The following is a 20,082-nucleotide window of genomic DNA, read 5'->3' on the forward strand; positions in this document are numbered from 1 at the left end:
GATGGCGGACTCGAATCTCGAGTCATTTCGATCCTCGCACAGGCGATGGACTGCGTCTATTTTTAAATTGCTGCTGACTTTGAATTCTGGATGAATTCTATTCAGGTCGTGTTATACGAGTCACATAGCGTGGCTTGGTGCTGTGCAGCACATAGTGTGCTGGAACACCAATAGCGAGAAATAGGGCGAAAATGAAGCACTGGGTGGACAAGCGTTCGCTCAATTCGAGTCTGCGGACCGAGCGCGGTGTCGAAGGACGAACGCCAGCGACACCAGTGCCGCCAGATAGAACAACTCCATCACTCGCTGGGTGAGGCCACGGACCGGCTCGATGTTGGTGGCGTGGACCACCCAGGCCGCGCTCGCAGCCAGTGCGAACGCAACCGTCAGATAATTGAGAATCGTTCTGGCGCGGTCTTTTAACGAGTGCGCCGCAATGTACAACGTCGTGATCGGACCAAACGCGAAGGCCAGGTTCGCTGCAAGGCCGTGGATCAGAGGCGAACTGTCTAGATGAAACCACGCGAGCACCAGCATGCCGAAGCCCGAGGCGCACAACCCCGCACCCATCACCGGATCGAGAACGCGTAGCCGCAGCCAGATCAGGGTTCCCCCGATGAGACACACCGCGGCGAGCGCAATCGACGCATTGACGAGCGTGTGGGTGGGTGACGCCGCACCGCCGAGTTCACTCACATATTGCGTCAGTCGTGAATAACCGGCCCATTGCGACGATGCGAACTCTTCGACTGCCACGAGTTGGATCGTCGCGATCCATAGGACTGTTGCGATATCGGGGAGGTTTCCCCCGTTCGTGCGGCTGCTCGGCCCTCGGCTGTGCGCGCCCATATTTGGTCCGGCCTCCAATGCCACGTCCTCTACCCCTCGCTCATGGAATTCAGCAGTCTCAAGGGCTCGTGCGTCACGGACTCGACGACGTGTTGTACCGCGTCGCGGTCGAAGACGTTGTCGTGAAACGAGGCCATCTCCTGCACGCTGCCCAATAATCGACCGCTCGCGAAAGTGATGGCCTGTGGGTCTGCCGGACTGACCAGTGCGATGTAGGTCGGTGGCGTCGAACTGTCGGTCTTCCAAGGCAGTTGCTCCAGTATGCGTGGCCGACCGAGATCGGTGATCGCGATGTTGGGCCGCGGGGAGCGGGGCACCTGCGTGGCGGACTGCGGTTCTCGGGAACGCAGGCGGTCGAGCTGAATGGTCGCCGTCGTTGCGGCGAGAGTGACAGCGGCGCTACCGCTTTTGGTCACTCGCTTGACGGAGTCGGCGAGCTGCCCGGCATCGGCTGGGTCGGCGACGTCGAGGTCGACACCTGCGGCGAAATTCGATGTCACGAGTGATCCTGCGGGAAGGTAGCGACGGCCGTCGACCAGCAGTTTCAGGGTGGGGTTCGGGTCGAGTCCGACATCGCTTAGCGCCCGAACCCGTAAAGCCGTCTGCAAGGCGACGGACGAGACTCCGGGCGCATTCTCGTCGCGCCACTGCATGAGTTCGGCAAAGCTCATCGGATTGCCGCGGGCATACGCCACGTCGAAGGATGGCTCCCACGAACGGATTTCGGGGTTGACGGGGTTCACGACTCGTGTGCGCAGCTTGGATGCGACGTCGAGTGGGAGCCTCGGGTTGGCCTTGAAGCCACCCAGCAGTGCCATGATCAGCGGGTGGCGGACGGTCGCTGCGCGCTGCCACGGGGCGGCTTTGCCTGACTCGCCGAACAGTGCGGCGCTGAGGTTGACGGTCATGAATCCGTCGCCGACTCCGTGATCGAGATAGACGAACATCCAGTCACCAGCGAGTGCCACCCAGATCGGTTGGTGTGGTCTGGGGTTGCGCGCGAGAATGCGCATGGTGGGGACGACCTCGTCGGAATCGATGGGGTCGAGCTCGAAAACGGCGTCCGACAGCAGCGTCGGGTCGAATCGCCATCTCCTTGTGCCCGTTTCGGGTACCAGTCCTACTCGTCCGTGTGCGCCGGAGGTTCCGAGGGCGAGAAGGGCATGTTGGACGCGATCCTTGCCCCCGTGCTCGACCGGACCAATGGCGGAGATGGTCCACTTGCCGGCCATCGCGACGTCGAGATTGGAGGCGGTTGAACGGACCACGTGTATTACCTCGTTTTCGTTCGACGGCGGCTAGAGAATGTTTGGAGATGCAAGTGTGCGAGAGAAAATCTGCACATATCACAGTGACTGGCGTCGCCCCCAATTGTCGTCAACGAGTCACAACAGATGGGGATTGATGGTCTGACGCCCTACTAATAATCGGTTACCCTACCCCCATGCCGACGATACCGCAGCGTCCAACTGGCCTGCGAATGGATGATATTCGCCGAGTCGACTTGAATGTGCTTGCGGTCACTTTGAGTGCATTTCCCGGCGGGACGGACAGGAGTCTACGCAACCTTGCATACGCGCTGGAAGGCTCCGATATCCGGATAACTCTCGGCGGCCCGGCTGATTCTGACCTGCAGAAGTGGTGGACCGGTTCGGGTCTGCAGTATCTGCCGCTCGACCTTCCCGAACGTGTGGGCATCACTGGGCCTGGTGGTCATCGGACATCGCCGTGGGAGTTGGCCCGAATGGGTCTGAGAACAGTGCGGTCGATTCGTCGAATCTGCAAGGAGGCAGCAAGATTCGACGTGATCCATTCGAACTGGCTCTTGACGCATCTTGACGCGGTCATTGCGGGCAAGCTGACCAAAAAGCCGGTGGTCATGGAGATTCATGACATCGTACCGCCGGGCCCTGGTCGTCGCATTCTGACCGAGGCGGCGTCGAGGGCGTCAGTGTCGGTGTCTGTCAGTAATGCGGTGAGAGGCCAGTTGGCCGAGTCGGCACAGCAGAACGCAGTGACGATCCACCAGGGGATCGACACGGATTTGTTTAGTCCCGGACCCCGAGACTCCGCGTTGAGAAATGAACTCACACAGGGAAATCCGAGTGCGCGGATAGCGGCTGTCATCGCCCGGCTCGATCCGGGCAAGGGAATCGAGCACGCGATCGAGGCTGTGGGGATCGTCAACCGCCGCTACGGACGAGACGTGCATCTCATTATTCTTGGAGCTCCTGCGGTCGACGACGGTTCGTACGCGACCATGGTGCGGGCGCAAGCCGCTGAGGTACTTCCCGAAAGGCATTTATTCTTGCCACCACGTGAAGATGTGGTGAACATTCTGAGATCGGTGGATATGCTTCTCGCGCCGTCGATTGACGAACCCTTCGGATTGGTTGCGGCTGAGGCACAATCAGTCGGAGTGCCCGTGGTGGTGAGCGATTCTGGCGGATTGCCCGAATTCGTTCTCGACGGCACAACCGGCTATGTCGTCGCCACGGCGGCGCCGGGTGCTATCGCGGGTGCGATCGATGAGCTGATCGCGGACCCGTCGGGTGTAATGAAAATGTCTGTCGCGGCCCGTAATCACATGGTCGCCGAATTCGACATTCGACGCCGGGCGGAGAGAATGCGCGATCAGTACTGGTCCGTGATGGCAGACGATGAAGGGGGACGTCGCAGGTGAATTCCACTTCCGCGAGGGCTCTGGAAATAACCCGTCCACTCAGCGTTGTGGTGTGTGCGTATACAGAGGAACGCTTGGAGTCGGTCACCGCGCTCGCCCAGGCGGTGCTCGCGCAGGCCGAGACCGGCGACGAACTGATCCTGGTCGTCGACCACAATCAACATCTGTTGGATCGACTTACGCGGGAGTTCTGTGATCGCGCGCAGGTGATCGGAAATTCGTCGTCGGCACAGGGACTGTCGGGAGCGCGGAACTCCGGGGTCGCGCAAGCGCGCAACGACGTGGTGGTCTTCCTCGACGACGATTCGCTCCTCGAAGTCGGTGGCCTGGCCAGTGCACGCCGTGCTTTCGACGATCCGCGTATCCAGGCGATCGGTGGCGAGGTACGGCCCGACTGGGAGGGTGGTGTGTCGCCGTCGTGGTTTCCCGCGGAGTTCCGGTGGGTGGTCGGCTGTGACTACCTCGGTTTACCCAAGGGCGGGACGAGTATTCGCAACCCGATCGGTGCGGCGATGGCAGTGCGCAGAAGTGCGCTCGAACGCATTGGTGGATTCAGTGAGGATCTCGGCCGCGTGGGCACTCTGCCGGCCGGATGTGAGGAGACGCTGATGGGGATCGAGATCCGCGCCCGGATTCCCGATTCGGACATCGTGCGCGTTGACGGCTTCACCGTCGATCACACCGTGACCCGGTCACGGCAGACACGGCGCTACTACCTTCGGAGGTGCCTGCATGAGGGCCGATCAAAGGCGCTGTTGTCGCAACAGGTCGGGTCGTCGCGGGGACTCGAGAGTGAACGAAAATACGTGACCCGCACGTTGCCGCGCGGAGTCGTCACCAATCTCGTGGCCGCTCTGCGTGGCGACATGAGTGGTCTCGATCGTGCCGTCATGATCATTGCCGGGCTGCTCGCGACTGCGTGGGGGATGGCGTCTGCACGCAGCGGCATGTCGACCACTCCGCCTGCTCGCGTCGCACAATCCGACGACGATTCCGCTATCGAAGCGTTCTCCCACGGCGAGCTCGTCTCTGTTGTGGTCGCGACGGTTGGTCGGGCAAGTCTGCGTGCCACCGTGGAATCAGTGCTGGCGCAAAGCTATACCAACATCCAGCTGATCGTTGTCGACAACTCCCTACTGGTGGAGTCGCCGTTGCCGCGCATTCTCGGAGGGATCACCGACGACCGTCTCACCTATGTCGTCGAACCGGTGAAGGGTGTCTCGGTTGCGCGTAACGCGGGAATTGCTGCCGCAACCGGACGCCTTATCGCCTTCACCGACGACGACGCGCGCGCCGACGAGGGGTGGATCGAGGCGCTCGTCACAGACTTCTCCTCAGACGACACGGGCAGGCTTGGCGCCATTACCGGCAGGGTGACCGCGACCGAGCTGACGACGGTCGAGCAGCGATGGTTCGAAGACGCGCAGATATTCGACAAGGGACTCGAGCCCGCCGTCTACAGCTACCCCGTGGAGCCGACGCTGAACTCCGAGCTGGGGCGCAGCGCCGAACCGTCGATCTTCTATCCGTGGACCTGTGGCGAAGTCGGTAACGGCAACAACATGGCCTTCCGTGCCGAGGTGCTCGCGAAGGTCGGGCGATTCGATGAGACGCTCGGCCCCGGCACCCCGACTAGGGGTGGCGAAGACCTCGACCTGATCCGACGTGCGCTCCTCGCCGGATATGTCGTCGCCTACCGGCCCGGCGTTCTCGTCGGTCATCGGCACCGCAGCACCACGACAGAACTACGCAGCCAGATGTACGGGTACGGCGTCGGGATGTCATCGGTTCTGACCAAACTCGTCGTGAGCGGATATCTGATGCGGATCCTCGCGATCGTCCCCGCGGGCTTTGGCTTTCTCGTCAACCCCGGGTCGGCGCGCAACGAAGCGAAACCCGAGGAGATGCACCGCGGCCTCGTCTTCTACGAACTCGCGGGATACATGAATGGTCCGGTCATGTATGCCCGGTCGCGGCTGAGCCGGGTGAAAGCGCGTCGACGTCGGGTCGCGCGAGTGCCCGCGTCGGCCGTGGCGCTGTCGGGGGAGTCGGCATGACCACTCAGATCCACATCGCAGATACCGACGTCGGCGACGAGCGTCGAGTACCCCGCCATGTGCGAGCAGACCCTGCGCTCCGCGTGCACAGCACCACGCTGGCCCTTGCCGTCTCTGCGGTGGTGTGTGTACTGGTGCTCGTCCTGTCGATCAGCGCGCTGCTCGATGTCTCCACCGGGCTGCCCACCTGGCTGCGGGCGATCATCATGGCGACGGCCGCCTTCACGATCCCGGGCATCGCTGTCGCGAGTCTGTTCCGGCTGCCCGGGTTCGCCCTGAACGTGAGTATTGCTGCACCACTGTCGGTTTCGGTGTTGATCCTCACCGCGCAAACGCAGATCGTCCTTCCCTCGTGGCATCCGGAAGCCGCAGAGACGGTGATCGCCCTGGTCGGTCTCGCGCTCACTGCGTTCGCCTACCATATGTGTCGTCGTCGAGGCGACTACGGTCGCGTGCTCGAATTGCGCGCCGAGACCTGGCAGCCACGGATCATTTGGATCGCGGTGCTCATCGCGGCCCTGATTCTCTTCATCGGTGCCGCCCGCAGATTCGATCCGGCGACCGCCGGACCCACCGGCATCATCACGCACATCGGGCCGCTCTACCTTGTGTCGCTTCTGCTCGTGGCGGTCACGATTGTCGCGGTGTACACCGCCAGCCGGTTCGATATCACACTCGCGATCCTGACCCTCGTCGTCACCGTGATCGTGACGTCGATGTACACCGCAATCGCCGCCGGCACTGCGTCGTTTCCCACGGCGTATGCGCACCGCGGTTTCGTCGACATCCTCAATCGGCTCGGGCACCTGCCGCCGCCGTCGGATGCGAGATTCAGTTGGGCCGGATTCTTCTCGGCCTCAGCACAATTGGTACGCGCCGGCGAGTTGCCCTCGACGGATGCATTTCTCATCTGGGCGCCCGTGGTCAACAGTCTGGTCTGTGCCGCACCGGTTTTCGCGATCGGCGTCGCGATCACCCGGAGCAAACGGCTGGCGATGATGGGTGTCACCATCTCTGCGCTGTTCAACTGGTATCAGCAGGACTACTACTCGCCGCAGTCGATCGCGAGCCTGATCTACTTCTCGTTGATCGCAGTACTGTTGTGGCAGTTGGGGCGCCGCGCACTGCCGGATACTGCGAGCCCCGCGCTTCACGCGCACGCGTCCGAGTGGGCCCACTGGTTGCACGCCAACAAGCCGACCGGCGGTCTGCGTTCGATCCCGGCCTCGATTCGCGGCGGGCTACGCACGATCCCGTCGGTTCCCGCTCTGCTCAAGGAGATTCCGTCGTGGCTGATCGCTACGGTCAGGCGAACTCCCGGTCGGGTGCCGGGGCACGGTGCTGTCTGGGAACTAGGTGTGGAACTGGTTCTCGCGATCACTCTCGCTGCGCTGGTGGTAGAACACCAGTTGACACCAATGGCGGCAATTGCTGTCCTACTTGCCTTCTCGGTGTTCGGTATGACCCGGTACCGCATGTTGTGGGTACTCGCGATCCTGCTCTTCGTCGCGTGGTTCAGCTTCGGTGCGCGCACATTCTGGTACGGCCATCTGCATTCGGTTCTCGGCGACGTAGGACAGGTGGCCAATGCCGACAGCGGAGTGTCGCGGCGACTGGGTACCTCGCGCGATTACACCAAGATGCAGTATCTGCGATTGTTGTCGTCCGGTTTGTTCGCGTGCTTCGGATTCGCGGGGTGGCTGCTGCTCCTGCGTAAGGATCGGATCTGGATTGCTGCCGGATTCTTGACGATGATCCCGTTTTGCTTGGTGCTGGTGCAGAGCTACGGCGGTGAGGTGGTCATCCGGGCGTTCGTCCTGTCGGCACCGCTGCTGGCTCCTCTCGGCGCGTTGGTCGTCGCAGCGGTGTACACGTGGGCGTCGAAAGGCAGCGTGCATCCGTTGCGTCGTACCGCGACATCAGGAGAACCCGCGCGTGGGCCGATCACGCGTCGACTGCGCGTCGTGCAGGTCGCCGCGGTCATCGGCGTGCTCGTTGTCTCCCTGGTGCTTGTCGCCAACCGCGGACTCAACACCGCCATCGAGTACACGTCGCGTACGCAGGAGCGGGTCAGTCAGCAACTCATGAACAGGGTCCCGACGAATTCGACGGTGATGTTGTGGTGGGCGAACTCGACGCTTGCCTCCGGCCGACTGTTCAGCGGAGTGTCGGTGATCACCGTCGACTCGTTGAAATGCCTTGACACCCTTGCCGAGTGCACGATCTCGAAGAACCCCGGTTACGTCGTCTCGGTTCCACAGACCAATGCAGCTCTGCGGTACCAATATGGGTATCCACTGAATTGGATCGACTCCCAGATGCAGCAGCTGATCGACGCGGGTCGGTACAAGATCGTCTACGACACCCCAGAGATCGTCGTCCTTCGCAACGCGGATAACCCGACGGTGGAACTGAACTGATGGCGCGGGTTTTGAACTGATGGTGGAGGCGCACTGACATGCAGCAATGGATTCTCGACAACGTCGGCCGGCTTCCCTATGGGATCCGTATGTACGGCAGCCAGTTCGCTTTCAGCGCGAGTGCCGCGCTGCTCGTCGCGGCCGCGGTGCTACGCGAGGTGGAACTGGGACCGATGGGCAAGATCGGACGTGGCGTACCGGCACGGGTCCTCACCGTCGTGTTGGTGGTCCTCATGGTCTGTGCTGCGATTCTCACGGCCTACCGGCTCTTCTCGCAGGCGCTGGCCCCCACCGAGGCGGGCTAGGAGATGGCTGCTCGCCCGATCGGTCGCGTCGTGCGGTCGAAGTGGGTCGTGTCGCTTGGCATCGCGGGGTGCATCATCGTGGTGGCGATCGTCGTGAGTGTGATTCCGCAGCGGTCGGACTCGGCTATCGTTCCTGCCGACGTCCACAACTGCAACGTCGCCTCGGATGCGGACAACACCCCGGCCCCGGACAAGGACATCACCGAGTGGCCAGGGTGGAAGCCGGTGTTGACCGACAACTTCGACCGCTGTGTCCTCGGGCCGGATTGGAGCGCCTACGCGGGCAAGCCGGGAGGCAATCCGTCGAGTCAATGGTCGACGTCGATGGTGACCGTGTCGAACGGGATGCTGCACCTCGGCGCCCGCCAGGAGAACGGCCACTGGTTGACCGGGGGCGTCGCCAACGTCACCAGACCGCAAACCTACGGTCGGTGGGCTGTGCGGTTCCGTATCCCGGCCAGTGATGAGATCAGCTTTCACCTCCTGTTGTGGCCCCAGGACAATTCATGGCCGCCCGAGATCGATGTCCTCGAGAGCACCGACGGAACCCGACGGACGTCGTCGGCCGCCTTGCACTATCGCAATCGAGATGGGACGCAAGGTCGGATCATGCACGACGTCACGGGCGACTTCACGCAGTGGAACGTGGCCGCAGTTGAATGGGGGCCGGGGGCCATTCGGCTGTCACTGAATGGAAAGCCGTGGCAGATGATTCGCGATGCGCGCGTTCCGGCGGTCCCGATGTGGTTGGCCATGCAGATCGAGTCCGCCGCGTGTCAACGTAATGCGCAGTGGGGACTGCCCCCATGCCCGCGTGCGGGTACACCGCCCGAGCTCGCCATGGACGTCGATTGGGTGTCCGTCTACAAACCGAGCTGGACCTGACAACGTCTCGGAACACAACACAAGGTCGGAACACAACACAAGGTCGGAACACAACACAAGGTCGGAACACAACACAAGGCGGTTGAGCATGAGTGGTCGCGGGGTACGTCGAATCGTGGTCGGGGCGCTGGTGGTTGCGCTCAGTGCGGTCCTGGGAGTCACCGTGGGATCTGCAGTGGCACATGGCGCTCCACCACCGACGTTGTGCGCTGTGCCCGCGCCGGGAACCACACCGGCGCCGCCCGTCAGCGGTCCCTGGACCCGAACGTTTGTCGACGACTTCAATCGCTGTGGGCTCGGACCCAACTGGGGCGCCTACAGTGGCACGCCCGGCGGAAATCCAGCAAGCCAATGGTCGCCGTCGATGGTCGGTGTGTCGGGAGGCATGCTGCATCTGCGTGCCGCTGCGCGCAATGGTCGGTGGTTGACCGGCGGCGTCGCGAACATCACGCGTCCGCAGCTCTACGGCAAGTGGGAGGTGCGCTTCCGCGTGCAGTCCAGCGACGAGGTCAGCTTCCACCTTCTGCTCTGGCCGGCAGCGAACGTGTGGCCGCCGGAGATCGATTTTCTCGAGAGCAACGACGGAACACGGCGTAGCGCGTCGTCGGCCGTGCACTACTGGGGTGTCGACGGCAGCAAGCAGAAGATCATGCGCTCTGTCACCGGCAACTTTTCTCAGTGGACCAGGGTGGGTGTCGAGTGGTTGCCGGGCCAGGTCCGATACCTGATCAACGGCAGGGTGTGGGCAACTGTGTCGGGAGCGCTTGTGTCACCAACCATCCCGATGTGGCTTGCGATGCAGATCGAATCGGGTGCCTGCCAGCAGAACGCGCAGTGGGGCATTACGCCCTGCCCGCGAGCAGGTACACCTCCTGCCATGCAGATGGACGTCGACTGGGCCACCGTGTCGGCGCCGCGGGTGATCTGATAACCGCACATGAACAGGGCACATCGGAATCGTCTCACGATGGCCTCAGTTTGATTTCCTGCATTTAAGAGTTGTAATGAATCCGCAGTTCAGGACACATTCATTGATGCGCTCTGCCTAAACTTGCGTATGGAAACAATCCGACGAGGTCGGCGAGTGCATCGCAGTAAGAATGCAATATGGACAATCATCGCGGTGGCGGGGATCGTCGGATCTCAGCTGATTGCATTTTCCGCAGCCGGGCCGTCGAAAGCGGTCAACGAACCCGGCAGATGCTCGCGAACGGCCGCGCAGACATACGGGTGGGGATCTCCCTACAAGAACGACGAGTTCTCGAGCGTGTCCTCGCTGTCGAACTGGGTCCTCTACAACTCGGCCGGACACGATGGCAATGGCGTGCGGACCCCGAAGGCCATCACCGTGTCCGACGGCCAACTCGCCATCACCGGTGACAGTAGCGGCAACTCAGGTGGCATGGCCGAGGGCGGCGGTGGCCAGAAGTACGGGCGATGGGAGATCTGCGTCCGGTCAACCGTCGCGGCACCGGGATATCACGCTGTCGCATTGTTGTGGCCGGACAACAACGTGTGGCCGATGGGCGGCGAGGTCGACTTCATGGAGATCTCCGACCCGACGCGGCAGGGCGCGGAGTACAACCTCCACTACTCGATGTTCAACTCAGTGGAGTCCCACAGCATCAGTGGCGACGGCACGCAATGGCACGCCTTCGCGGTGAATTGGACGTCGTCTTACATCGCCGTCTATGTCGACGGCTATGAGTGGGCGCGGACCACCAACGTGACCAGGCTGCCACCGTGGTCCATGCATTTGTGTCTTCAACTCGACAACTTCGGCGGCAACATCGCCGCCGGCGGCCAGATGTTCTTCGACTGGGCGCGGTCGTATCGGCCCTAGTGAGGGGGCCAACTCCCACCCCCGGACACCCGAAAATGCGGGCGCTGTCAATAATTCTTGACATTGTCACGATGTCAACATAACCTGACATCATGCACGACGAACCAACGACACCAGAGCAAGATCTGGCCGGAGCCGCCGCGAGCGACGACCCGGCCATCGGCCTCGCCGCTGTCCGCGCACTGCGGACCCTGGCCGACCGGCTCGAGGAAGTACAGGTTGCGAACGCTCGATCCAAGGGCTGGAGCTGGCAGGCGATTGCAGAGATTCTGCAGATCAGCCGCCAGGCCGTGCACCAGAAGCATTCACAACGTGAGGCCTGAGAGGGCCGAAAGGAGAACCATCATGTTTGGTCGATTCAGTAGAGACGACAAGATGATGCTGGCATTTGCCACGCAAGAAGCCGCCGACCTGGGACATCACCAGCTCGGTAACGACCATCTCATCCTTGGCATGCTGTGCAACGCGCGTTCGCCGTTGTTCGGGCTGCTCGGTGAGCAAGGTCTGAAGCTCGACGCGGCGCGTGACGTCGTGCGGGTATACCACGAAGAAAACGACGCAGACGACGAGAAGGCCGCCGAGCAGAGCGCGGCCGACCGCTACGAGGAGGATCGCGAGGCTCTCAAGAGCATCGGGATCGACCTCGACAATGTGCGCGCCGCCGTACGGGATCGCTTCGGCGACGACCTCTCCGAAGGCTGGGCCGAGCGTGGCCGCGGTCCGCGTGGCCGCGACTGTGGTCCTCGTGGGGGAGGTCCGCGAGGCCGGGGTCGCGGGCATGGGCATGGTCGTGGACACGGCAGGGGGCGCGGACGCGGATTCGGGCCGGGCTTCGATCCTCGCGAGGGATTCGGGCCGGGCTTCGACCCGCGCGAGGGATTCGGACCGCGCCGCGGAGGCAACGGGGGATTCCCCGGTGGCCCCTTCGGCGAGGGTGGCCCCTTCGGGCCCGAGGGTCGGTTCGGCGCTGGAGGTCCGTATGGCGCTGAGGGCCCCTGGGAGCCCGGGCGCGGACGGCGCGGTCCCCGCGGTCGCGGTGGCCGGCCACGCTTCGCGGCGGAGACGCGCGACGCCTTCCGGGCCGCGGTCGAGATCGCGCGTGAGCGCAACGACCAGCTCCGCGCCGAGTATCTACTCCTGGGCATCCTCGAGGTGAACGACCCGGCGTCGCGCGCCGTCGTCGAATCTGCAACGGGTGCAGAGGATCTCAGGGCCGCCGTGCTGGCGAGCCTGCCGGAGGTCGACGCAGAGGTCTGATCTCTCGGGTCTGATCTCTCGGGTCTGATCTCTCGGGCCGCAACGAGCGCAGAAAGTTACACCTCAGGGGTGGTTCGCCTGTACCGGTACAGGTGGACCACCCCTGACCCGTAGGTTTCTGCGCAGGCCCGCGACCCTGTGGAGAGATTTTCCGCGCGTGCCCGAATCGGGTGCACACTGTGTTGCCATGGACGACTTCGGTGTGCACCCGGTGGCATCGCTGCTCCGTGACGGAATGTCGCCGAGAGATGTTCGACGCGCCGTCGAGGAGGGCCAACTACAGCGACTGCGCCACGGCTGGATGGCCGCCGATGGTGCCGATCCGCTGGTCGTCGAGGCGGTCCGCGCGGGCGGCTGCCTCACGTGCGTGGCGGCGCTCAAGCTGCACGGGTTCTGGATTCCGCCGCGCGTCAAGGCATTACACGTACGAGGGACGGCCTCGGCGCATCGTCGACATCCTCGACGATTCTGCCGCCAGTACGGCGGACACATGAGGGTCGACGCAGCCGTCGACGAGCCGGTGACCGCCCTGCGCCACGCGCTGCGATGCCTCACCGACGAGCAGACGATCGTCGTCACCGACTCGATGCTGCACTGCCGATACCGTGACGACGCAGGCACGCTCGAAGCTGCGGGCACACTCACATGCAGTTCTGGCGGCGCGGGCAAGTCCGGCGACGACGAGATGGAGTCCGGCCTCATCGTGCCCACCGTCGAGCAGATCCGCTCGGCGTTCGACGGTGCGCCGAAGTCGGTGAGACGACTGCTCGACGAGTGCGACCCCAAGGCCGCGTCGGGCATCGAGTCGATCACGCGGGTTCGGATCCGCCGCAAGGGTGTACGCCTCACGACGCAGGCGCACATTCCGGGCGTCGGGCATGTCGACATGCTGATCGGCGACAGGCTCGTCGTCGAAGTCGACGGTTATGCGTTTCATTCCGAGAAGGAGAGCTTCCAAGAGGACCGTCGTCGAAACCAGGTGCAGGCCGCGGGCAACTACGTGTACATGCCGTTCACGTACGACGATGTCATCGACCGGTGGCCCCACGTCGAGGCGACGATCATGGGTGCCGTCCACAACGGGGTGCACCTCAATCCGCGACGGCGCTCGACGACGATCCTCACGTCCGATGAGTTCTTCGAACAGATCAGCTCGCGCAGATAGTTACCACTCTGGGGTGCCTCGCCTGTACCGGTACATGCGCGCCGCCCGTGGGCTGTAGTTTTCTGCGCCCCGGTCGGGCCCGGGCCGTTAGCTGACCCGCCCGCCCGCTACCCGACCGCCAACCCGACGGCCGTGAGCACGGCCCACGCGAGCATGGCCATGCCGGTGGCGCCGAGCGAGGGAATGAGCCCCGGGCCGACAGCTCCCGCGCGGACCGCCTGGTAAGCCTTCCACAGGAGGGGAGCGGCGAGCAGCCCGAGCAGTGCCCACGGGGTGGCTGCCACGAGCACCACGCTCATCACGAGCGGAATCAGCAGCAGTACTCCGTAGAAGCGTCGGGTTGCCGCGTCGCCCATGCGCACGGCCAGGGTGTTCTTGCCAGACTCGCGGTCGGTGGGGATGTCGCGCAGGTTGTTGACCACGAGCACCGCCGTCGAGAGCGAGCCGACTCCGACCGCGCACGCCAGTCCCACCCAGTCGACGGTCCCGACGGTGACGTATTCAGTGCCCAACACCGCGACGAGGCCGAAGAAGACGAACACCGCGACCTCGCCGAGTCCGATGTAGCCGTACGGCTTCGACCCTCCGGTGTAGAACCACGCACCCGCGATGCAGATCGCTCCGACGAGCACGAGCCACCAGGCCGTGGTCGCGGCGAGCACCAGACCGCACACAGCCCCGATCCCGAAGCAGAGGAACGCCGCGCGCTTGACGGACTCCGGTGATGCGGCTCCCGAGCCGACGAGCCGCATCGGGCCGACGCGCTCGTCGTCGGTGCCGCGGATGCCGTCGGAGTAGTCGTTGGAGAAGTTCACGCCGATGATGAAGGCAATCGCGACGACCGCGGCCAGCGCCGCCTTCCACCAGTTCACGCCGCCGATGTGCAGGCCTGCGCCGACACCGGCGACGACGGGTGCGATCGCGTTGGGGAGTGTGCGGGGTCGCGCCCCGGCGATCCACTGCTTTGGGGTTGCCACCCTAGAACCCTAGCTACTGGCTCGACAGTCCGAACGCGGTGAGTACAGACTTCGTCGACTGGTCAGACGGGAACGTGCCGTGGACGTCGATGACCTGGATGCCCTCGGCGTCCATGGCGGCGGCATAACCGGCGCTCTGATCCGACGACGCGCCGTCGACCGTCTGCTTGATCACGGCGATCCTGGCCTTCGGATATTTCTTGGTGAGTTGGTCGATCAGCGGCTGGACCTGCGCCGCGAGCGGTGTGCTCTGATCGGGAGTGCTCGCGTAGTTGAGCAGGATGAGGTCGGGGGTGACCTCGGGGCGGATCAGCTGCCCGAGGTTCTGCTGCGCGTAAGCCGGGTTCTTGCCGGCAGCACTTCCGTTCCAGAACTCCGATCGGACCGTTCGTTACCTGGCCGAGGCCTGTCATGGGTCCGTACGCCTCGGTGGAGGTGTTCCAGTACTTGGTCGCGACGGGGCGATCGGGCTCATTGCTGATCGCCGAACCGCGCGCAGGTGCCCACCCCTCGTGCCGGTGGTGCTCTCGCGCGGGCTGTGTTCCGCCGATCTCGCCGGATTCCTCAACCAGCAGTACCGGTGGTGCATGGGTTCGCTGTCGCGCCTTCCGAATCCGGCGCTGGCCGCAGCTCCCGTCCGCCCGACGATACGGCAGCGCCTCGCGGCCTTGGCGGGTGTGTTCTACTACCTGACGACCGCCATGAACGTCTTCATGCTCCTCATTCCGGGCATCGTGATGGCCGCCTTCTATCCGGCCGATGTGCATCCGGCTCAGCTCCTCCCGTTCCTGTTGGGACTGTGGGTGTACGTGGTGCTTTTCCCGCTGGTGTCGCGGAGTAGATGGCGGTTCGAGGTTCTGCGCATCCAGATGGCGTACAGCTTCGCGCATACGGTTGCCATCTGGCACAAGCTGACGGGCCACGAAAAGGGTTGGGTACCAACCAGTGTCGTCGGCAAGACCAATTCGCTCGCGCGGTCGGTCAGTCTGCTCGGCGTCGTCGCGCTCGGCGGTTCGCTTGCGCTGTTCTGGGTTCTCGTGGTTCGTGACGTGCTGGAGTACGGGCTCTGGGACTTCTTCATGCTCGTCGGATTCGTGGGGGCCTACACCCATCTGGCCGTGCCGCTGTTGTCCGAGTTCATCAAGATACTCGTCTCGCATCAGCGTGAATCGTCGAAGCTCTCCGACGAGATCGACGCTGACGCTGCGACTGCTGAGGCGCCCGACGTCACGGAGCGCGCGGCATGAGCGAACCCGAGTTCGATCTGCACGCCCCAGAGTATCGCTCGCCCAAGCGCCCTGAGGTGACGGAACGACGCCCCGCCGAAGCCAATTGGAACCGCGTCACTGTGTTCGAGGTGATCGGCTACACGCTTGCGATCGTTTTCATCGGGGTGCTCGCGATGGGCGTTTTCGACATCATGCTCTCGTGGTCGACGTGAGACTGACCGACATCCTCGCGCCTGCCGCCCCCGCAGCTCCCCAGCGACAGTTCTTCGACGACATCGCGGGTCTGCGCGGCATCGCCGTGCTCGTCGTCGTGGCGTTCCACTCGCGTATCCCGTTCATCCCTAACCACAGCGCCCCGTCGAGGCGGTCGGTGGACTCGACGATGCCGAAGAAGCGTCGAATCCACGTTGCCTTGTCGTCGGGTGCCGACCCGTCGGCGTTCGCGACCGGGGAGGACCTCGGGGATGAATGCGCCCCAGGTGTGTCGTGGGGTCGGTCCACGTGCAGGGCGCGGAGCAGGCGAGCATGCCGCAAGCAGGGCTGCGCCGCCGAGTGTTGCCAGGCGCAGGGCGTCGCGTCGTCGAATGGCGTGCGCTGTCACTGGGTAATTGTGAGCTGTGTGATCCACGTATCCCAGCTCGAGTCGGACGTGTACGCGGAATGTTGGTGAGTTGTGTTGGGCGGATAGTCCCAGGGCGAGGGATCGGGCAGCCACACCTCGGCCAAGTTGTGGTCCTGGTCGACGACGTACCTGCCGTCGATCAACCGTATGGAGGCGCCTGATTCACCGATGTATGGTTCCAGCACCCGACCTCGGGCGAGGCTGACGACGCCGTCGCCGATGTAGTCGGTGAACCTGACCAGGTTGATCCAGCGTCCGCCGAGTTCGCGCCGCAACCGCAGGTGCGTCAGATGGCTCAGTGCTGCGGGAAACGCCCGCCCGTAGGCCCAGCCGAGCTGAGAACCGTAGGTCAGCAGCGAAATCCGACGCTGCTGCCCCATAGGTAGCCGATGGGCGAGGGCGTACATGATCATCGTCCCCTGGCTGTGCGCCGCCAGGATCACAGTGCGGGACGGCTCCTTCTCCCAGACGTTGGCGAGGAAGCGCTGGAGATCGCGGATGGCGCGTGGCGCGTAGGCAGGGGGGACCAACGGGTGGGCTTCGCGCGGCCAGAACGACGCGAGATCCCACAGCACTCCGAGTGATCGCCCACTCTTGCGTGGGCTGCGCGCCGCGTTGTACATCGCGCGTAGGAGTAGCAGGTCGACGAGTGCCAGCGCCACGATCCCGATGCCCTGCACCGGACCGCTGCCGTCGACGATCCCGAGATGAAAGGAGAGCCGGTCTCCTCGTGCGAGGAGCCCCGCTGCCATCGCGCACACCGCGACGACCAGAACGCAGGCCGGGATCGTCAATTTCGCGGTGGCGACCGCCCAATTCAGCTTCACTCCGAACTTCGTGCTCGGCGCGAGCTCAAGGGGATCAAGTCCAACCGATTGTTGTTGTGGCACAGTCAGAAACGACCGTTCCCTGCCATTCGCGACGACGATTCCGACAAGAAATACCAGGGCGCCCAGCCCGCAGACGACCACGGTGACGCCCCACATCCACGCTGTGTCTGTGTAGACGTCGGGGAGGTAGATCTCAGAGGGTTCGCCACCGTAGTGGTCGAGGAGGAACGCCACGACGCGGGTGAGGCCCATTCCCAGTCCCGCGCCCCACACGACACCGATGGCTGCCACAAATGGCCCGTGTAGCCCGCGCAGCCAGGGACCCGCCGGCCCGGTGCCGCGCCACCACCGTGAGAATCGGCGCGTGTTCTCAAAGCGGTTGCGTGGGAGCACCAAAGAGCAAAAGGTTGCCGCAATCGCCACCGCCACGAGGAGCGCGTCGGCGCCGAAAAACCACGCGATGACTGTGTCATCCGGGCGCGCGGGATCGAGAAGGCTGGCTGTCAGGACGAGGGCTACGCCGGCACCGGCGATCCACAGCATTGCCCACCACCCTGTGAAGAACTGAAGCCACTCCGCAGGCGTCGACGTTGCGCGGGGATCGGTACAGACGGCGGTGGCAGCCGAGACGATCACCAGCACGGCGACTATGAGCGCGCGACACGCACCTGGTAGGGCGTCGGCACCCACGACGAGTGCCGCGGTGAGGATTCCGGCCACTGCGTGAGTGGTGATCAACAATGTTGCTCTGCCGTCAGACGGACGCACGAAGGAGTCCTGTGAGATCAGGGGCACGCCGCCGGTCGGGGTGTCAGTCGGGGAGAGGACATCAGTGTCGTTGTTGCCGTAGAACGCAACGAACGCGCCGACGCCGAACAGTGCTGCCAGACTTACCAACACCCAGGTCGTGTGCCAAAAGTCATCGGTGATCCGGCTGAACAGGACGGCGTCGATGAGGAACGCCAATTGCGCGACCATGGTCGCGGTCAACGCGAGTCCGAGGAGACGCAGCGCGGCCCGGGCGACGCATACCGACGCCTTGGCGGCCGCGTTGTGTGGCGGGATCTTCGGGTACATCCACGCTGCGACGTTGACGAGGGCGAACGGGGCGAATAGCGCCCAAATCGCCTGTACGGCAAGGCCTGAGGTCATATCGCCCCAGCGGTAGGCGATGCGGCGTTGCTGTTGCCTCAGGTGCGCCGGCTGCTGCGGGCACGTCGTGAACGTGCCACGAAACGGGCTGGCACCGGACTCCGTCATCGACTCCCGGTCGGTGCCGGGAACCTCGACCACACGAGAACTGTCGAGGATCTGTTCTGGCGGCGTGCCGCTGACCCCGTGTGTCAGCAGCACGAGCGGTTTCTGCGCTCCGTCGCCCATGGATCAGAATTCTTCCACGCGCACGCATCGCTCGGGGTGAGTAGCGACACAGGATCTTTCCGGTTCCGGAGGGCTTAGCGTCGAAGTATGTCCACAACGAGGTCGCATTCGCAGTTCATCGCGCTCGACGCCGAGGCGCTCTGGTCGGTCATCGGAGACCCGGCGCGACTACCCGAGTGGCACAGCGGGTATCGCGAAGTGAGACTCGACGGTCCGCCCGGCGCCGGAGTTCGCGGTGACTACGTACAGGCGAATCCTGTTGTGGGAGCGCTTCATCGACGGTTGGCTCCGCCTTTCATCATCAGCGTGGCCGACGGAAGAGTGCTGACGTTGACGCAGCCGGAGCCGGTTGCGGACACGCGCATCGAGTTCACGCTGGTCCCCGTCGACGGTGGGACGGTGGTCACCGAGACCGTGACGACCACCGCTGCCGTAGGGGCGGTGAGCAGGTTCATCCTGTCGGGCGTGCCACAGCTGACCGCGCGTACCGACTTCGCCCGCCTGGCACGTCTTGCCGGGCCCCCGAAGGTCGACGACGCGCTGACCGTTGTCATCGCGGGCGGCAGCGGTGCGCTCGGACAACATCTTGCCGCCGATCTGAGCTGCCGCGGTCACCGGGCGGTGATCCTGACGCGCAGCGTCGACCCCGCGCCGCCATTCGATCAACTCGTCTGGGATGGCCGGAGTGTGGGTGCGTGGGCTGATGCCCTGGCTGTCGACGGCCCCGTTGCCGTGGTCAATCTCGCGGGCAAGCTCGTCGACTGTCCGCCTACTGAGCGCAACATCGCGGCGCTGCGCGACAGCCGCGTCGACGCCACGCGTGCGTTGGTGGAGGCGTCGAAGACGCTGCATGCTCCGGTTGCGCGATGGCTGCAGGCGAGCACCACTGCGATCTGGAGCGATGCGGGTGAGCAGTGGTGCGTCGAGTCGACTCCGCTACCGGTTGGGTTACCGCAGATGACCGGCGTCGCCCAACCGTGGGAGGAGGCCGTGACCGGTGCGAACACCGAACACCTGACCATCCTGCGGACCTCGATCGTGCTCGACGGACGTTCGGCGGCGATGAAGCGGCTCGTCGACATCACGCGAGCGGGACTCGGCGGACGCGTCGGATCGGGCAAGCAGTGGTTCAGCTGGATTCACGTCGACGACTGGTTGGCCATCGCTCGCGCGGCGCTGGGTCTCGATCCTGCCGTCGAGGTGCCCGACGGTGTGGTTGTGGGGGCGTCGCCGAATCCGGTTCGCAACGTCGACTTGATGGCGTCACTGCGGCACGCACTGCACCGCCCGCCCGCACCGCCCACGCCTGCACCGATGCTCAAGGTGGGTGCGGTCTTTCTCCGTACTGATCCGGCGCTCGGACTCACCGGGCGTCGCGCGCGGTCGGAGGTGCTCGCCGAGGCGGGCTTCGAGTTCAGGTTCCCCGAGCTCGACGCCGCGTTGGCGGATCTGCTCGGGCGGAGCGCGTAGCGGCGCGCAGATTTCTACGAGTCTGGGGCCTCGGCATGTACCGGTACATGCCGAGGCCCTGTTGGCGCGTACTTTTCTGCGTGGTGTGGGTGTCGGCTGATCGGGTGAAC

At 64.2% G+C, this 20,082-nt stretch carries 19 protein-coding genes; 14 read left to right on the top strand and 5 right to left on the bottom strand.

What is annotated here, in order from left to right; genetic code table 11:
• Nucleotides 1–219: 219 nt before the first annotated feature.
• Together A5766_RS22465 and A5766_RS22470 are read right to left on the bottom strand one after the other, a co-directional pair.
• Complete coding sequence (locus A5766_RS22465; RefSeq protein WP_064906482.1) at nucleotides 220–756, bottom strand: DUF998 domain-containing protein; 537 nt, start codon at nucleotides 754–756, stop codon at nucleotides 220–222.
• A gap of 122 nt (nucleotides 757–878) precedes the next feature.
• Nucleotides 879–2,117 (bottom strand): hypothetical protein, encoded by a 1,239-nt coding sequence (locus A5766_RS22470; protein ID WP_064906484.1) that lies wholly within the window; start codon nucleotides 2,115–2,117, stop codon nucleotides 879–881.
• 176 nt (nucleotides 2,118–2,293) lie between these two features.
• Between A5766_RS22470 and A5766_RS22475 the strand changes: the two genes are divergently transcribed.
• From A5766_RS22475 to A5766_RS22520, 10 genes are all read left to right on the top strand, one after another.
• On the top strand, nucleotides 2,294–3,532 hold the full coding sequence (locus tag A5766_RS22475; protein WP_082965608.1) for a glycosyltransferase family 4 protein: 1,239 nt from the start codon (nucleotides 2,294–2,296) through the stop codon (nucleotides 3,530–3,532).
• A 47-nt stretch (nucleotides 3,533–3,579) separates the two neighbouring features.
• Nucleotides 3,580–5,589, top strand: coding sequence for a glycosyltransferase (locus A5766_RS22480; RefSeq protein ID WP_442902987.1), 2,010 nt, complete (start codon nucleotides 3,580–3,582; stop codon nucleotides 5,587–5,589).
• Nucleotides 5,586–8,009 carry a hypothetical protein gene (locus A5766_RS22485; RefSeq protein ID WP_064906490.1) on the top strand — a complete coding sequence of 808 codons (2,424 nt, stop codon included), beginning with the start codon at nucleotides 5,586–5,588 and terminating at the stop codon, nucleotides 8,007–8,009. The genes A5766_RS22480 and A5766_RS22485 overlap by 4 nt, the downstream gene beginning before the upstream one ends.
• Nucleotides 8,010–8,047: 38 nt before the next feature.
• Nucleotides 8,048–8,314: a hypothetical protein gene (locus tag A5766_RS22490; RefSeq protein ID WP_064906491.1), complete on the top strand. Its 267-nt coding sequence runs from the start codon at nucleotides 8,048–8,050 to the stop codon at nucleotides 8,312–8,314.
• A gap of 3 nt (nucleotides 8,315–8,317) precedes the next feature.
• Nucleotides 8,318–9,199 (top strand): glycoside hydrolase family 16 protein, encoded by an 882-nt coding sequence (locus A5766_RS22495; RefSeq protein WP_082965609.1) that lies wholly within the window; start codon nucleotides 8,318–8,320, stop codon nucleotides 9,197–9,199.
• Nucleotides 9,200–9,287: 88 nt separating this feature from the next.
• Nucleotides 9,288–10,127, top strand: a complete 840-nt coding sequence (locus A5766_RS22500) for a glycoside hydrolase family 16 protein (RefSeq protein ID WP_064906493.1) — start codon at nucleotides 9,288–9,290, stop codon at nucleotides 10,125–10,127.
• Nucleotides 10,128–10,322: 195 nt separating this feature from the next.
• Nucleotides 10,323–11,042, top strand: a complete 720-nt coding sequence (locus A5766_RS22505; protein WP_231894781.1) for a glycoside hydrolase family 16 protein — start codon at nucleotides 10,323–10,325, stop codon at nucleotides 11,040–11,042.
• 92 nt (nucleotides 11,043–11,134) lie between these two features.
• Nucleotides 11,135–11,365: a hypothetical protein gene (locus A5766_RS22510; protein WP_005208515.1), complete on the top strand. Its 231-nt coding sequence runs from the start codon at nucleotides 11,135–11,137 to the stop codon at nucleotides 11,363–11,365.
• Between the two features lie 22 nt (nucleotides 11,366–11,387).
• Complete coding sequence (locus tag A5766_RS22515) at nucleotides 11,388–12,299, top strand: Clp protease N-terminal domain-containing protein (RefSeq protein ID WP_064906498.1); 912 nt, start codon at nucleotides 11,388–11,390, stop codon at nucleotides 12,297–12,299.
• A 187-nt stretch (nucleotides 12,300–12,486) separates the two neighbouring features.
• Nucleotides 12,487–13,464 (top strand): type IV toxin-antitoxin system AbiEi family antitoxin domain-containing protein, encoded by a 978-nt coding sequence (locus A5766_RS22520; protein ID WP_064906504.1) that lies wholly within the window; start codon nucleotides 12,487–12,489, stop codon nucleotides 13,462–13,464.
• A 107-nt stretch (nucleotides 13,465–13,571) separates the two neighbouring features.
• Here the strand turns inward: A5766_RS22520 and A5766_RS22525 are convergent, their stop codons facing one another.
• Together A5766_RS22525 and A5766_RS24785 are read right to left on the bottom strand one after the other, a co-directional pair.
• On the bottom strand, nucleotides 13,572–14,441 hold the full coding sequence (locus tag A5766_RS22525) for a 1,4-dihydroxy-2-naphthoate polyprenyltransferase (RefSeq protein WP_064861440.1): 870 nt from the start codon (nucleotides 14,439–14,441) through the stop codon (nucleotides 13,572–13,574).
• A gap of 13 nt (nucleotides 14,442–14,454) precedes the next feature.
• Nucleotides 14,455–14,616, bottom strand: a complete 162-nt coding sequence (locus A5766_RS24785; protein WP_197501592.1) for a hypothetical protein — start codon at nucleotides 14,614–14,616, stop codon at nucleotides 14,455–14,457.
• Between the two features lie 337 nt (nucleotides 14,617–14,953).
• Between A5766_RS24785 and A5766_RS22530 the strand changes: the two genes are divergently transcribed.
• Genes A5766_RS22530 through A5766_RS24170 form a run of 3 tightly spaced genes read left to right on the top strand, consistent with a single transcriptional unit; the run spans nucleotide 14,954 to nucleotide 16,340 of the window.
• Nucleotides 14,954–15,688 (top strand): hypothetical protein, encoded by a 735-nt coding sequence (locus A5766_RS22530; RefSeq protein WP_442902988.1) that lies wholly within the window; start codon nucleotides 14,954–14,956, stop codon nucleotides 15,686–15,688.
• Nucleotides 15,685–15,882, top strand: coding sequence for a hypothetical protein (locus tag A5766_RS22535; RefSeq protein ID WP_064861441.1), 198 nt, complete (start codon nucleotides 15,685–15,687; stop codon nucleotides 15,880–15,882). Before A5766_RS22530 ends, A5766_RS22535 begins: the two co-directional genes overlap by 4 nt.
• Nucleotides 15,870–16,340, top strand: coding sequence for a hypothetical protein (locus tag A5766_RS24170; protein ID WP_082933505.1), 471 nt, complete (start codon nucleotides 15,870–15,872; stop codon nucleotides 16,338–16,340). The genes A5766_RS22535 and A5766_RS24170 overlap by 13 nt, the downstream gene beginning before the upstream one ends.
• On the opposite strand, the gene A5766_RS22540 is transcribed toward A5766_RS24170, so the two are convergent.
• A complete protein-coding gene (locus tag A5766_RS22540; RefSeq protein WP_064861442.1) occupies nucleotides 16,268–18,502 on the bottom strand; it encodes a hypothetical protein in 2,235 nt (744 codons plus the stop codon). The two genes, A5766_RS24170 and A5766_RS22540, sit on opposite strands and share 73 nt — an antisense overlap.
• A gap of 87 nt (nucleotides 18,503–18,589) precedes the next feature.
• Between A5766_RS22540 and A5766_RS22545 the strand changes: the two genes are divergently transcribed.
• Entirely contained in the window at nucleotides 18,590–19,972 is a 1,383-nt protein-coding gene (locus tag A5766_RS22545) for a DUF1731 domain-containing protein (protein ID WP_082933506.1), read from the top strand.
• The last annotated feature ends 110 nt before the right edge of the window (nucleotides 19,973–20,082 follow it).

The sequence above is a fragment of the Gordonia sp. 852002-51296_SCH5728562-b genome, from assembly GCF_001665475.1.
GTDB classification, from domain to species: Bacteria; Actinomycetota; Actinomycetes; order Mycobacteriales; family Mycobacteriaceae; genus Gordonia; species Gordonia sputi.